Below are 13,544 nucleotides of genomic sequence, written 5' to 3'. Positions count from 1 at the left end.
CTATTTATTCGACATTTTTTCGTTTTTTTCCATTACTTTCGCCAGCTTACCACAGCATATTCTCGATAAAAATTCCGTATCCTTTGGTAGAATCCTGTACAAAAACATGGGTTACTGCGCCTACCAGTTTTCCGTTCTGCAGAATGGGGCTGCCGCTCATTCCCTGAACAATTCCGCCGGTTGCAGCTAAAAGCTCCGGGTCTGTGACGCGCAGAACAAAGGCCTTGTTGGTATCTGCCCGCTCTCTGTAAATGTCGGTTATCTGGATTTCATAAGATTTCACCTCTCCTTCCACACAGGTAAGAAGCTCTGCACGTCCCTCCTGTACTTCCTGTTTATAGCCGATTTCCGTCTCTTTTAAGCACAGCTTTTCCGGCTGCTCCACTCTGCCGAATATTCCGATTTCCGTATTCTTTTCTATAGTGCCGATTTTCCTGTCCTTCTGGTATTCAATGTAGCCGGAGAGTTCCCCCGGTGTGCCTTTTACACCTTTGACAATCGACATAATCTGTGCCTGGTAGAGTTCTCCGTCTTCTATGTCCAGAAGTTCTCCTGTGTCCGTATCACTGATACCATGCCCCAGGGCGCCGAATTTTCCTTCTGTGTCTACATACGTCATGGTTCCGATTCCCTGTGTATTATCCCGCACCCAGATACCCAGCTTATAACTGTCATCCTCTGCCAGTACAGGCGTCAGCGATAAGGGGATTTTTTCTCCTCCCCTGTTTACCAGCAGCTCCATGGCTTCTCCTTTACTGTCATGAATCTGCTGAATCAGTTCTTTTTTTCCGGATATAGGCGTGCCGTTGACCTCCAGAATATAATCCCCTGCTTTGGCAATATTTGCGGCAGGTCTGCAGGAAATACCGTCTTTTTGCAGAATTTCCCCGGTGTCTACCACCAGAACGCCCTCTGTCTCCATGTAAAGCCCCACAGGTACACCGCACACGGCAACGCTTTTTTCTTCCATGGTCTGCACCTGAACCTCTTTGATTGGAAGGATTCCAAGAAGGGAACAGGAAATCCGGTAGCTTCCCCGGTCCGATACGTCAATCGTATCCGGATAAGTAAGCAAAGGAGAATCCAGCGCACGGGAAAGTTCTTCCTCCTGTCCCGCATGAATATACACGGTATTCGGAATACTGTTTTGCAGATGGCGAAATCCCAGCACACCTGCGGCGAAAATATCCGCTACTAATAATACGATAAGAAACCGACGATAATTACGTTTCTTTGACAAAAAATCACAACCTTTCTGTATAGAAACAAAAAAAGATACACCGCAGTGTACCTTTTTAGTATGTGACCTTTCGTCTATTTCAATCTTGTATTTTTTTGTTGCTGTGCCAAATCTTTCATCTCTGCTGCATTTTGCAAAACCGCCTCTGTGATTTTTGCTCCGCCCAGCATACGCGCCAGTTCTTCCACGGACTCTTCATAAGAAAGGCCGCGGATTCTGGTAGTAGTTCCCTTTTCTTCCACATTTTTTTCAATGAGATAATGGGCATTGGCCTGGGACGCAATCTGCGGCAGATGGGTAATACAGATAATCTGATGGTTTCTGCTGATAACCGCCATCTTTTCCGCCACTTTCTGGGCTGTCCTGCCGCTGATTCCGGTATCTATTTCATCGAAAATCAAGGTTTCCGTGTCATCTTTATCCGCCAGCAGCGTCTTAATGGCCAGCATAATTCTGGAAAGCTCACCGCCGGATACCACTTTGGAAAGTTCCCGCACAGGTTCTCCCGGATTTGTGGAAATCATAAAGCAAATGCTGTCTTTTCCCTGAGGAGAAAACTTCTCTTTTTGAGAAAAGCGGATTTCAAACTCCACATTCAGGAAATTCAAATCCTCCAGTCCCTTTGTAATCTGATTTTCCAGCTTTTTCGCCCAGCTTTTCCGCACCTGGGTCAGTTCCCGGCTGGCTTTTTCCAGTTCTTCCCTCTTTTGCTCCAGTTCGCCTTCCAACTGCCCTTTTCTTTCCTCAAAGTTTCTGAGACGTTCCAGTTCCCTTTCCTTTTCTTCCTGATAAGCACGGATTTCGGGAATGGTATGGCCATATTTCGCCTTTAAATGATTGATACCATCCAGACGGTTTTCCGTTTCCTGGAATTCTTCCTCAGAAAACCGGAATTCCGAAAGATAGGCAGACACTTCCCGGTTAAAGTCATTGAGCAGGCTGTCAATATCTTCCAAAGAGCGGTATAAGTTTTCCAGACTTTCATCAAAATCCGAAATCTGTGACAGTTTTTGAAGAGCCCGCCCGGTCTGGGTGCCGCTGCCCTCCTCCTCATATCCGGTGAGCTGATATACGCCTCCCAGATTTTCCGTAATTTTCCTGCTGTTTACCAGTTTCCGATAGAGATGTTCCAGTTCCTCGTCTTCTCCGTCTTTCAATTCCGCATTCTGGATTTCCTGAATTTCATACTCCAGAAAGCTGATTTCTCTGCGTCTCTGCTCTTGATCTAACTGATAACCCTCTAGTTCTTTTCGGATCTGACGGTAGGCGCCGTAAAGCATTTTCACTGCCTCTTTTTTCTCCCCGGACTCTGCCTCTGAATATTCATCCAGAATCTCCATCTGTTTATCCGGGTATAAAAGGGACTGGTGTTCATGCTGTCCGTGAACATCCAAAAGCAGAGATGCCGCCTTTTTTATGGCTGCAGCCGTACAGGTTTCCCCGTTGACCTTAATCATGCTTCTGCTCTCTGTAATTCTTCTGGTTATAATGACCTGTCCGTCTTCCGGGAACACCTCCAGTTCCCGCAGTTTCTCTTCTGTGTCAGGGCTCACCTGAAATACCAGCTCTACCAGGGCGTAAGAAGCGCCTTCTCTTATGATTTCTCTGGACATTTTCTGTCCCAGAGCCAGATTGACCGCTCCCATGAGAATGGATTTTCCGGCGCCTGTCTCTCCGGTGAGAATGTTCAGCCCTTCCTCAAAATCCACCTCTGCCTCTTCAATTAAAGCCAGGTTTTTAACATGTAAATGCACTAACATCTTTTCCTACTCCGTTTTCTTATTCGTACACATGAATCAGCTTTCTGATTTTGCTCATAAGTGCCATGGTTTCTTCTGCGCTTTTGCAGAAGCAGGCAATGGTATCGTCTCCTGCCAGACTCCCCACAATTTCCTGAAATTCCATATGGTCCAGAGCAGCCGCAGCGGCATTGGCCATACCGGAGGTAGTCTTAATCACCAGAATATTCTGGGCAATGTCCATGGACAAAAAGGCGTCTCTTAAGACCCTTATGTATTTTTCGCTGTCTGAGTTTTCCTTGGAGGTCATTACCTTATATCTGGAGCCGCCGCCCGGCTTTGCAATTTTCATCAGCTTCAGTTCCCGAATGTCTCTGGAAACTGTGGCCTGCGTCACACGAAAGCCTGCAGCCTGCAGCCGTGCAGCCAGTTCTTCCTGTGTTTCTATATCGTACTGATTAATCAGTTCCAGAATCTTTGAATGTCTGGCAATCTTCATGTCCTTCCTCCTAATTTCTCATTTTAGTACGCAGCACCTCTAAAAAGCTGATGTTGCTGATTTTTATAATTCTGGTGTCACTGGCAGAGCGGCGAATCACAATCCGGTCTCCTGTAGTCATGGAAATGTTGGTATCTCCGTCAAAAGAAGCCACGGCCTTTCCCTGCCCCTCCTTGGCGCCCTGGGTGATTTCCACGGCAATTTCATCCTCTGCCGGAAAAATAATGCTTCGGGTGTTCAGGGTATGGGGCGCCACAGGTGTCATAATCATAATATTCGTCTCCGGAGAAACAATGGGCCCTCCCGCAGACAAGCTATACCCTGTAGAACCCGTGGCTGTGGAGACAATAATTCCGTCTGCCGTGTAGGAATTGAGAAATTCTCCGTTGACGTAATTATTAAAGCGGATAACCCGCAGGGGCCCTTCTCTTCCAATCACAATATCATTTAACGCCACATCTTCTGCCACAGCCTTTCCCCGGTGATATACCTGTCCCCACAGCATCATGCGTCGTTCTATGGTGTATTCGTCTGCCATGAGATGATTCAGAGCCGGTTCTATGGATTCCCGGTCAATCTCTGCCAGATATCCCAAGGTTCCCAGATTCACACCCAAAAGGGGAATCTGGCGGCTGACCACGTCTCTGGCCGCCTGGAGAAGGGTTCCGTCTCCTCCTAATACAATGACACATTCCACATCTTCGGGAATGGTGCTGATATCCGTATAATGGGTAAAAGGCTCCCGTACAGAAAAGCTGGAAGGCTGAATCACACAGTGTTTTCCGTTATTTTCCAGATATTCCGCCACTCTTTTGGACACCTTTAATCCTTCGTCTTTTTCACTATTGGCAATAATATAAAACTTATCCATACTTATTTATCCAACTCTTTATGGGCTGCTGCCACAACGCCCTTTACATCTGCCTCTTGGTTTTCCGGTAATCCGTCTTTCTGTTTCTGTATATGCAGCAGATATTCAATGTTTCCCTCCGGTCCTTTAATGGGAGAAAACTCCAGATGACGAACTGCGTATCCAATGCTCTTTGCATAAGCAATGACTTTGTCAATGACTTCTTCGTGCACGGCCGGATCACGGACAACTCCTTTTTTTCCTACCTTTTCCCTTCCTGCCTCAAACTGGGGCTTAATGAGGCAGACAACCTCTCCGTCATCTTTCAAAAGATGATATACAGGAAGCAGTACCTTGGTAAGAGAAATAAAAGACACATCAATGGAAGAAAAATCTGCTGGTTCCTGCAAATCCTCCGGTACCACATAACGGATGTTGGTTTTCTCCATGCAGACCACCCGCTCATCGTTTCGCAGTTTCCAGTCCAGCTGTCCATGTCCTACATCAATGGCATAGACTTTCACGGCTCCGTTCTGCAGCATGCAGTCTGTAAATCCTCCCGTGGAAGCACCCACATCCATGCACACCTTTTTATCCAGGCTCACACCGAAATGTGTCATGGCTTTTTCCAGTTTCAATCCGCCGCGGCTTACGTATTTTAAGGTATTTCCCCGGACTTCTATCTTTACAGTATCCGGAAACATGCTTCCGGCTTTATCTTCTTTCTGATTTTCCACATATACAATTCCTGCCATAATGACAGCTTTCGCTTTCTCACGGGAAACGGCCAGTCCCCGTTTCACCAGCAGGACATCCAGACGCTCTTTCATCTATCTGGCCTCCTTTATCCGATTATAAATGGAACCGGCATCGATTCCCGCTTTTTCCTTCAGTTTCTCCGGACTTCCATGCTCCATAAAAACATCCGGAAGTGCTGCAGACAGCACCTGTACTTCCGGGTACGCGGTGTGCAGATATTCCACAACTGCGCTTCCAAAGCCGCCGCTTTTTACATTTTCTTCCATAGTAACGATAACTTCATGGTCTTTTGCCAGGCTGTCCAGCATTTTTTTATCCAGCGGTTTTACAAATCTGGCGTTGACAAGGGTGGGATTATCTCCGTCCTCTAACAGCTTTTTCCTTACCGCCTCCGCTGTTTTTACCATACTGCCCACTGCCAGCAGGGCAATCCCTTTTCCCCGGTAAATCATTTCACTGCGCCCTCTTACAATGGGTTCCCGAAACTCCTCCAGCCCGTCATAGGCCTCTCCTCTGGGATAGCGCACAGCAATAGGGCCGTCATAGCTTACCGCAAATTTCATCATATCGGAAAGCTCCCATTTATTTTTCGGCGCCATAACTGTCATATTGGGAATCATGGACAGATAACTTAAATCAAAACAGCCCTGATGCGTCTCCCCGTCGCTGCCCACAAGTCCGGCCCGGTCCACTGCAAAAATCACATGGAGATTCTGCAGGCATACGTCCTCAATAATCTGGTCTACCGCCCTCTGCAAAAAGGAAGAATACACCGCCACCACAGGAATCATTCCCCCAAGAGCCAGGCCGGCAGCAAAGGTCACGGCGTGCTCCTCTGCAATTCCCACGTCAAAGAATCTATCCGGAAACATATTACGAAACCGTTTCAATCCTGTTCCGTCGGGCATGGCGGCCGTTACGGCTACCACCTTTTCTTCTCTGTCGCCGAATTTCCGCATAACCGTGGAAAAAATATCTGTATAATTGGCTTTCCCATTATTGTTTAAGGGAATTCCATGCTCCAGGTCAAAAGCCGCCGTGCCGTGGAATCTGGCAGGGTGGCGCATAGCAGGCTCATAGCCTCTTCCTTTTTCTGTTTTCACATGTACCAGCACCGGCCCGGAGACTCTTTTTGCCTCCTGGAACACCTGAATCATCCGGTTACAGTCATGACCATTGATGGGACCCAGATAGGTCAGCCCCATGTCTTCGAAAAACATACCCGGAATCATCAGTCTCTTAAGGCTGTCCTTCGTCTTATGAATCTGTTTAATAGCCGCAGGGCCAAGTCCCGGAATTTTATTCAGGCTGTTCTTTACGCCTGCTTTCAATTCAAAATATCCCTCTGTGGTTCTCATATTGCTCAAATAACTGGAAATGCCCCCTACATTTTCGGAAATAGACATTTCGTTGTCATTTAAAACAATAATGAAGTTCTTCTTCAGCGCAGAAGCATTATTGATTGCTTCATAGGCCATACCTCCCGTGAGCGCGCCGTCTCCGATGACGGAAATCACATGGTAGTCCTCTCCCTTTAAATCTCTGGCACAGACATATCCCACGCCTGCAGAAATGGACGTGGAACTATGCCCCGTGTCATAAGCATCACAGGGGCTTTCGCTGCGTTTTGGAAAGCCGCTCATACCGCCCAAAGTCCGAAGACTGTCAAACCCTTCCTGTCTGCCCGTAAGAATTTTATGGGTATAGGACTGGTGTCCCACATCCCATATAATCTTATCCGCCGGCAGACAAAACACATAATGCAGCGCCATGGTAAGCTCCACAGCCCCCAGATTGGAAGCTAAATGTCCCCCTGTACGGCTGACATGATCCAACAGAAAAGCCCGGATTTCCTCCGCTAACTGCGGAAATTTATCCGGCGGTATTTTCTTAATATCATTTGCCTTTTTTATGGTTTCTAATAACATGTATCGTGCACCTCTATTTTCTGCGGGTGCAAAGAGAAAGAAACAGCTCCTTCAAAAATTCCTTTTCTCCCGGAAGGTCATCGAGAAGCTCTATAGCCATTTCTGTCCGACGCTTTACTTCCTCTCCCGCTTTTTCAATTCCTTCTAAGGTCACATATGTGGTCTTGTTGTTTTTGGCGTCACTGCCCACTGGTTTTCCCAGTTCTTCCCGGCTGCTTGTCACATCCAGAATATCGTCCTGAATCTGAAAAGCCAGACCAATGCAGCTGCCGATTTTCTCTATTTTTACCATATCCTCTGTTCCGGCCAGCACCGCTCCAATCATAAGCGAAGCCTCAATCAGCGCAGAAGTCTTATTTTCATAAATAAAATCCAGCATATCCTTTGAGAGCGGCTTACCGTCATTTTCCACGTCTGCTCCCTGTCCTCCCAACATGCCCTTGATTCCCGTTTTTTCTCCCAGAATCTCCAAAGCCCTGGCTGTCCGGCGAAGTTCCTTCTCTCCTTTTGCCAGGTCAAAGGCGCGAAAAGCGGTCTCATAAGCATAGTTTAAAAGAGCGTCTCCTGCCAGAATAGCCGCCGACTCACCGAACACCACATGGGTGGTTTTCTTCCCTCTCCTGTATTCATCATTGTCAAGAGCCGGAAGGTCATCATGAATCAGAGAATGGGTGTGAATCATCTCCATAGCCGCCATAAAGGGACGGATAACTTCTCCCGTTCCCCCCAGAAGCTCATACATTTCTGCCATAAACACAGGCCGCAGCCGCTTTCCGCCTGCCCGCATGCTGTAGTTCATTGCTTCTGCCATATGCTTTGCAAAGCCCTCTTCTTTTGGCAGAAAAGAAGCAATCACCTGTTCTGCCCGGGCTGTTTTCTGTTTCAGTTCTTCTTTAAAATTCACTTAACTCACCATCTTCATTCAGTTTGAGCATTTTTTTCTCAACAGTGTCAATTTTGCTGCCGCACTGCCGCAGCAGTTCCATCCCTTTCTGATATAAAGCAAAGGAGTCCTCCAGGGAAATCTCTCTGCTCTCCAGACGTTCTACAATCCCGTCTAATTCCTTCAGAGCTTCTTCCATGGTCATTTCCTGGTTTCTGTTCTCTGTCTCTGCCATTTCAAACTCCTCTCTCCTCCTGTTTCGTACCAAGCACTTTGGCCTGAATTCTTCCGTCTGTCACCTGAATCTGCAGCACTTCGCCTCCTGTTACCTGTGAAACGTGGGTAACTGCATGACCTTTTCCATTTTCCACATAAGAAAATCCCTGCTTCAGTTTATCCAGGGGCGATAAGCCCTTCATGCGTTCAATATAAATTCCCAGATTCTGACGGGCGCGGAAAATCTGATTTTCCATAGCGCTGTACATCCGGTCTTCTGCCTGCAAAAGCCGGGTGCGTTTTTCCTGTATCTGTCTTGCCGGACTTAAATATTCCAGCTTTGTCCCGTACTTCTCCACTCTCTGGCGCATCCAAAACATCTGGTTGTCCATGGTCTGCATCAGTTTCTGTTTTGCACTTAAAAGCTGGTTGAAAAGCACGCGCACATCTGCCACAGCCAGCTCCGCCGCCGCGGAAGGCGTAGGAGCCCGCAAATCTGCTGCGAAGTCCGCAATGGTGGTATCCGTTTCATGTCCTACCGCAGAGATAATAGGGGTTCGGCAGTTGAAAATGGCCCTTGCCACTTCTTCCTCATTAAAAGCCCACAAATCTTCAATAGAACCGCCGCCTCTTCCCACAATAATCACGTCTACACCGTAATCATCCAGGACTTCGATACCTCTTACAATGCTTTCCTTTGCGCCCTCGCCCTGCACCAGAGCCGGGTAGAGAATCAGCTGCACATAGGGATTTCTCCTGCCTGCCACGGTGCGGATATCCTGCACTGCCGCCCCTGTGGTCGCAGTCACTATGCCTACTTTTTTTGCCCAGACAGGAATGGGCTGTTTGTATTCCGGCGCAAACATTCCCATTTCTTCCAGTTCCTTTTTCATTGCCAGAAACCGCTCGTACAAAAGTCCGGCACCCTCCAGGGTGATTTCTCTGGCATAGAGCTGGTACTTACCGTCTCTTTCGTAAACGCTGACGCTGCCGCCGGCCACCACCTTATCCCCGTTTTTCATGGCAAAGCCCAGACCTTTCCGCTGGCCCGCAAACATGACGCAGGAAATTGTGCCGCTTTCATCTTTCAGGGAAAAATAAATATGTCCGGAGGTATGGTACTTACAGTTGGAAACCTCGCCTTTGATGTAGATTTTATTCAGCATAAAATCCTGGTCAAACATGGTTCTGATATAATTATTTACCTGTCCTACGGAATAAATACTGTTCATAAACTTTCCCTTGCAATTTTTCCTAAAACTCCGTTTACAAAAGAAGCAGAATCCTCCCCGCCGAAGCTTTTGCTGATTTCTATTGCTTCATTAATCGCAACCTTTACAGGAACATCCTCGTCATATTTCATCTCATATACTGCCAGACGCAGAATATTCAAATCCACCTTGCTCATTCGTTTGGTCTTCCAGCCTGCACTCTTTTCATTGAGAATACTGTCCAGTTCTTCCAGGCGCTCTGTAATTTTGGCATACTTATTTTCCATATAAGCCTGCTCTACCGGATTTAAGTCCTCTAAGCCGTCAAAATACAGCTGTATCTGCTGCGGCATTTCCTCTGTTCCGTTAAATTCGTTTAAAAAAAGCAGCTTAAAAATATGCTCCCGCATTTCTCGTCTTCCCATATATTCCTCCGTATTGTCTTTTTCTGCTGTAGTTTAAAATAAGGTGCCTCTGAAAAAGACACCTTATCTCCCGCTTTTTGCTTTTTCACTTGTCAATGAACTATTTAGTCTTGTCAATTTCAACGCTTGCAATCCGCACGTTGACATCGGAAACAGTCAGTCCTGTCATGTTTTCAATGGCAGTTTTTACTCTCTCCTGTACCTTCTTGCTGGTCTCTAAAATATTGTATCCATACTCAATATTCAGGGCCAAATCCACACAGACTACATCTTCCAGAACATCTACCTTCACACCTCTGGAAAGGTTTTTCATACCCAGTTTTCCAACCAGTTCGTTTGTAATATTTCCAGCCATGGAACCGACACCTTCCACTTCTGTCGCTGCCAGTCCTGCAATAATCGCTACTACCTCATCTGCAATCTGTACTTCCCCAAGAGAACCATTGTCATGTATTTTATATCTGTTTCTGTCTTCCGCCATTTTTCAAACCTCCTATAGGAAATATCCTGCTTCTTATTATACCAAATCCCTGCAAAAATGAAAAGCGGTTTTTTACTTTTCCCGTAAAAAACCGCTTTTTCTCACTTCTTTTCTTAATTTCTGGAAAATTCCGCCAGCACAAGGCCTTCGTTTCTGTCCAGGGTCATGCCGATACTCCAGCTGTTGATAAACAGCAGAAGCGGATTTCCCTTCATATCCATCACCTTCTTCATGTCCGAAGTTCCGGTGAGGGCTTTTACGTCCACCTCTTCCTTGTTCTCAATCCAGCGGATATGCTCGTAAGGCAGGTTTTCCAGACGAATGTCTACATTGTACTCGTTTTCCAGACGGTATTTCAAAACGTCAAACTGCAGGACGCCTACTACGCCTACAATGATTTCTTCCATACCGCCCATGATTTCCTGGAAAATCTGAATGGCACCTTCCTGGGCAATCTGGTTGATTCCCTTTACAAACTGCTTTCTCTTCATGCTGTCCAGCAAACGGACTCTGGCAAAATGCTCAGGCGCAAAGGTAGGAATACCCTCGTACTGGAATTTTTTCCCCGGTGAGCATACCGTATCTCCAATAGAGAAAATACCAGGATCAAAGACACCGATAATATCTCCTGCATAAGCCTCTTCCACCACATGACGGTCCTGCGCCATCATCTGCTGCGGCTGGGAAAGGCGCATTTTCTTATTGCCCTGGACATGGAACACTTCTTTGGAAGCCTCAAACTTACCGGAGCAGATGCGCATAAACGCAATTCTGTCCCTGTGGTTTTTATTCATGTTGGCCTGAATTTTAAAGACAAACGCAGAAAAATCCTCCTTCATGGGGTCGATTTCTCCGATGTCTGCTTTTCTCGGCAGGGGACTGGAAGTCATTTTCAGGAAATGCTTCAAAAAGGTTTCCACACCAAAATTGGTAAGCGCAGAACCAAAGCATACCGGAGAAAGTTTTCCTTCATCCACCAGTTTCTGGTCAAACTCCGCACTGGCACCGTCTAAAAGTTCGATTTCCTCTAAAAGCTGCTCTTTCTGCTCCGGGTCTAAGACCTCGTCAAGGCGGGCCTCGTCAATGCCGATTTCCTCCTCAATTCCCTCTTTTGTTCCCTTCATGGTATCGGAAAAAGTAAGGACTTTCCCGGTCTCCCTGTCGTATACGCCGCGGAACTTCTTGCCGGAACCAATAGGCCAGTTCACCGGACAGGTAGGGATTCCAAGTTCCTTCTCAATGTCATCTAAAAGGTCAAAGGTGTCGTTTGCATCTCTGTCCAGTTTGTTGATAAACGTAAAAATAGGAATATGGCGCATTGCGCAGACTTTAAACAGCTTTCTGGTCTGGGCCTCCACACCTTTGGAAGCATCAATTACCATAACCGCTGAATCCGCCGCCATCAGAGTACGATAGGTATCCTCTGAGAAGTCCTGGTGTCCGGGAGTATCCAATATGTTGATGCAATAGCCATCATAATTAAACTGCAATACAGAAGAGGTTACGGAAATACCTCTTTCCTTTTCTATTTCCATCCAGTCAGAAACCGCATGGCGGGCCGTTGCCTTGCCCTTTACACTTCCCGCAAGATTAATAGCCCCTCCGTAAAGAAGAAACTTCTCGGTAAGGGTTGTTTTACCGGCATCCGGATGGGAAATAATTGCAAATGTACGTCTTTTTGTAATTTCTTTGGTATAGTCAGCCACGTTTGGCCCTCCTTCTCTCATATAGCACACTGACGCTATTTTAGTATACGTTGAAATGTGTGTCAAGGGGCTTTATGCACAACTATTCATTTTCCTGTGTTCCCCCATCCAATGGTGTGATAACAATATTTTCTGCCGCCACGCTGGTTTTGCGCTTCACAATATCCTCTATCTGGGCTCTTTTGGCATCCTCCATATATTCCTGAGGCACAATGACATCCGCACTGTCTCCCGTCAGATTTACCACCACATCTGCAAAGCCCTGGGCATCTAAAAGAAGTTCTGCTGCGGATTCCTGCTCTGCCAGATTGGTCATGTTCACCATAGAATTTACAGCCTCCTGCTTCTGTTCTTCTCCCAGGTTCTCATTATTAATGATTTCCAGAAGGGTTTCCTTATTGGCCGAGCGCACCTGCTCTCTGCTGACCTTGGCCTCTGCCACAAAGCCGGAAGCCCCTGTCAGCACAGCTTCTCCCGGAGTTTCTGTCTGCACGTCTGTCTCTCCTTCCGCACTGGCCGTTTCTTTTTCTTCCCCTTCCTTTGGCTGCACCTCTTCCCCTTCTGCTGCTTTGCTGTTTTCCTCTAAAAGGGCGCTCTCGTCTGTGATATCATAATCCAGACTTTCGATTTCCTCTACGATTCCGTCTGTATCCGCAGCGGAGGTCTCGGCAGTGTCTGCGTCACTCTTCTTCAGCGTCTTATCAATACCCAGATGATTATCTGAATAATTGATGTACCCTGCCGCAGCAATCATGATTGCCAGGGCTGTAATGATAACCTGATTTTTCCTGAAGATTTTTTTCATGCACATTCTCCTCTAATTCATTTTCATTACTTTAATTTTATGGGGTTCTACCTGAAATAATGCCTCGACTGCCGCCTGAATATTCCCCACAACCACAGGATTTCCCCCACCCTTTGCCACAATGAGGACACCGGTTACCCGGGGGTATTCCTCAGAAGCCACATAAGGCTGTTGCGTGCCCTTTGCATCCTTTTCATACACCGTTTCCGTTTCGTCCTTTTCTACGATTTTCCTGCTGCTGCTTTGGCAAGTGAGAAAGACCCTGGTTTCTCCCACACCTTCCACTTGTTCCAGTATCTCCTGCAGCTGTCTTTCCATTTCCTGCTGCCAGTTTTCTGCCGTACCTGTCTGTGCGATTTCCACCTCCTTTTTGGCATTTTGCCGGTCTGTCTTTTCCGTGGGAAGGGCCAGTACCAGCAAAAGCAGTCCCAGGATAAGAAGCACCACCAGATTTTCTTTCTTCATCATATCTTTCCATGCTTTCATGGCACTACCTCCTGCCCCTCGATAATCCCTGCCTCCTCCTGCCACTCCCTTTCCCAGGTTTCTGCTTTTTCTTCCCATTCCTGTGCTTCCTCCTGGAATTCTTTTGTATAAGCAGCTATCTGCCCTTCCATACCAGATAAATGCAAAAGGGGCGATAACACCACCAGAATGAGCAGCAGCCCCATGTAGTACTGAATGTATTTTCTATAGCTGTTGTCAGGCAGACAATTCATCACTGCAAAAAGCAGAATAAAATAACAAATCAGACTTTCCAGCCAGGCATACAGCGCTTCCATGTTTCACCCTCTCTCCGGGC

15 protein-coding genes are annotated in these 13,544 nt (G+C 46.9%); all 15 read right to left on the bottom strand.

The genetic code is table 11. The features are described from left to right. Positions 1–46: 46 nt before the first annotated feature. Positions 47–1,240 (bottom strand): SpoIVB peptidase, encoded by a 1,194-nt coding sequence (gene spoIVB / locus G5A70_RS01665; protein ID WP_173747385.1) that lies wholly within the window; start codon positions 1,238–1,240, stop codon positions 47–49. 74 nt (positions 1,241–1,314) lie between these two features. Then, on the bottom strand, positions 1,315–3,000 hold the full coding sequence (recN, locus tag G5A70_RS01660) for a DNA repair protein RecN (protein WP_173747384.1): 1,686 nt from the start codon (positions 2,998–3,000) through the stop codon (positions 1,315–1,317). Between the two features lie 19 nt (positions 3,001–3,019). Further along, positions 3,020–3,478 (bottom strand): arginine repressor, encoded by a 459-nt coding sequence (argR, locus tag G5A70_RS01655; RefSeq protein ID WP_173747383.1) that lies wholly within the window; start codon positions 3,476–3,478, stop codon positions 3,020–3,022. 10 nt (positions 3,479–3,488) lie between these two features. Further along, entirely contained in the window at positions 3,489–4,349 is an 861-nt protein-coding gene (locus G5A70_RS01650) for an NAD(+)/NADH kinase (protein WP_173747382.1), read from the bottom strand. 2 nt (positions 4,350–4,351) lie between these two features. After that, positions 4,352–5,158, bottom strand: coding sequence for a TlyA family RNA methyltransferase (locus tag G5A70_RS01645; RefSeq protein WP_173747381.1), 807 nt, complete (start codon positions 5,156–5,158; stop codon positions 4,352–4,354). After that, positions 5,159–7,015 (bottom strand): 1-deoxy-D-xylulose-5-phosphate synthase, encoded by a 1,857-nt coding sequence (dxs, locus tag G5A70_RS01640; protein ID WP_173747380.1) that lies wholly within the window; start codon positions 7,013–7,015, stop codon positions 5,159–5,161. A 13-nt stretch (positions 7,016–7,028) separates the two neighbouring features. Further along, a complete protein-coding gene (locus G5A70_RS01635; RefSeq protein ID WP_173747379.1) occupies positions 7,029–7,919 on the bottom strand; it encodes a polyprenyl synthetase family protein in 891 nt (296 codons plus the stop codon). Further along, positions 7,909–8,133 (bottom strand): exodeoxyribonuclease VII small subunit, encoded by a 225-nt coding sequence (gene xseB / locus G5A70_RS01630; RefSeq protein WP_173747378.1) that lies wholly within the window; start codon positions 8,131–8,133, stop codon positions 7,909–7,911. The genes G5A70_RS01635 and xseB overlap by 11 nt, the downstream gene beginning before the upstream one ends. Position 8,134: 1 nt before the next feature. After that, positions 8,135–9,346: an exodeoxyribonuclease VII large subunit gene (gene xseA / locus G5A70_RS01625; RefSeq protein WP_173747377.1), complete on the bottom strand. Its 1,212-nt coding sequence runs from the start codon at positions 9,344–9,346 to the stop codon at positions 8,135–8,137. Further along, on the bottom strand, positions 9,343–9,750 hold the full coding sequence (nusB, locus tag G5A70_RS01620) for a transcription antitermination factor NusB (protein WP_173747376.1): 408 nt from the start codon (positions 9,748–9,750) through the stop codon (positions 9,343–9,345). Before nusB ends, xseA begins: the two co-directional genes overlap by 4 nt. Before the next feature lie 100 nt (positions 9,751–9,850). After that, the gene (locus G5A70_RS01615; protein ID WP_173747375.1) at positions 9,851–10,231 is read right to left on the bottom strand and encodes an Asp23/Gls24 family envelope stress response protein; all 381 of its coding nucleotides are present in this window, start codon (positions 10,229–10,231) and stop codon (positions 9,851–9,853) included. A 113-nt stretch (positions 10,232–10,344) separates the two neighbouring features. Then, positions 10,345–11,937, bottom strand: a complete 1,593-nt coding sequence (locus G5A70_RS01610; RefSeq protein ID WP_173747374.1) for a peptide chain release factor 3 — start codon at positions 11,935–11,937, stop codon at positions 10,345–10,347. Between the two features lie 82 nt (positions 11,938–12,019). Next, positions 12,020–12,742 carry a SpoIIIAH-like family protein gene (locus tag G5A70_RS01605; protein WP_173747373.1) on the bottom strand — a complete coding sequence of 241 codons (723 nt, stop codon included), beginning with the start codon at positions 12,740–12,742 and terminating at the stop codon, positions 12,020–12,022. A 12-nt stretch (positions 12,743–12,754) separates the two neighbouring features. Beyond that, positions 12,755–13,228, bottom strand: coding sequence for a stage III sporulation protein AG (locus G5A70_RS01600; protein WP_173747372.1), 474 nt, complete (start codon positions 13,226–13,228; stop codon positions 12,755–12,757). Next, positions 13,225–13,524, bottom strand: a complete 300-nt coding sequence (locus tag G5A70_RS01595; protein ID WP_173747371.1) for a stage III sporulation protein AF — start codon at positions 13,522–13,524, stop codon at positions 13,225–13,227. The genes G5A70_RS01600 and G5A70_RS01595 overlap by 4 nt, the downstream gene beginning before the upstream one ends. Positions 13,525–13,544 lie beyond the last annotated feature (20 nt).

The organism is Blautia hansenii (genome assembly GCF_013304445.1).
In the GTDB taxonomy this organism is placed as follows: domain Bacteria; phylum Bacillota; class Clostridia; order Lachnospirales; family Lachnospiraceae; genus Blautia.
This window is presented reverse-complemented; position numbering and strand designations above follow the sequence as displayed.

Bases quoted from the DNA above. Each gene is read 5' to 3' on its own strand.
- recN (WP_173747384.1), bottom strand. From the start codon at position 3,000: ATGTTAGTGCATTTACATGTTAAAAACCTGGCTTTAATTGAAGAGGCA.
- argR (WP_173747383.1), bottom strand. From the start codon at position 3,478: ATGAAGATTGCCAGACATTCAAAGATTCTGGAACTGATTAATCAGTAC.
- G5A70_RS01650 (WP_173747382.1), bottom strand. From the start codon at position 4,349: ATGGATAAGTTTTATATTATTGCCAATAGTGAAAAAGACGAAGGATTA.
- G5A70_RS01645 (WP_173747381.1), bottom strand. From the start codon at position 5,158: ATGAAAGAGCGTCTGGATGTCCTGCTGGTGAAACGGGGACTGGCCGTT.
- dxs (WP_173747380.1), bottom strand. From the start codon at position 7,015: ATGTTATTAGAAACCATAAAAAAGGCAAATGATATTAAGAAAATACCG.
- xseB (WP_173747378.1), bottom strand. From the start codon at position 8,133: ATGGCAGAGACAGAGAACAGAAACCAGGAAATGACCATGGAAGAAGCT.
- xseA (WP_173747377.1), bottom strand. From the start codon at position 9,346: ATGAACAGTATTTATTCCGTAGGACAGGTAAATAATTATATCAGAACC.
- nusB (WP_173747376.1), bottom strand. From the start codon at position 9,750: ATGGGAAGACGAGAAATGCGGGAGCATATTTTTAAGCTGCTTTTTTTA.
- G5A70_RS01615 (WP_173747375.1), bottom strand. From the start codon at position 10,231: ATGGCGGAAGACAGAAACAGATATAAAATACATGACAATGGTTCTCTT.
- G5A70_RS01605 (WP_173747373.1), bottom strand. From the start codon at position 12,742: ATGAAAAAAATCTTCAGGAAAAATCAGGTTATCATTACAGCCCTGGCA.
- G5A70_RS01600 (WP_173747372.1), bottom strand. From the start codon at position 13,228: ATGAAAGCATGGAAAGATATGATGAAGAAAGAAAATCTGGTGGTGCTT.
- G5A70_RS01595 (WP_173747371.1), bottom strand. From the start codon at position 13,524: ATGGAAGCGCTGTATGCCTGGCTGGAAAGTCTGATTTGTTATTTTATT.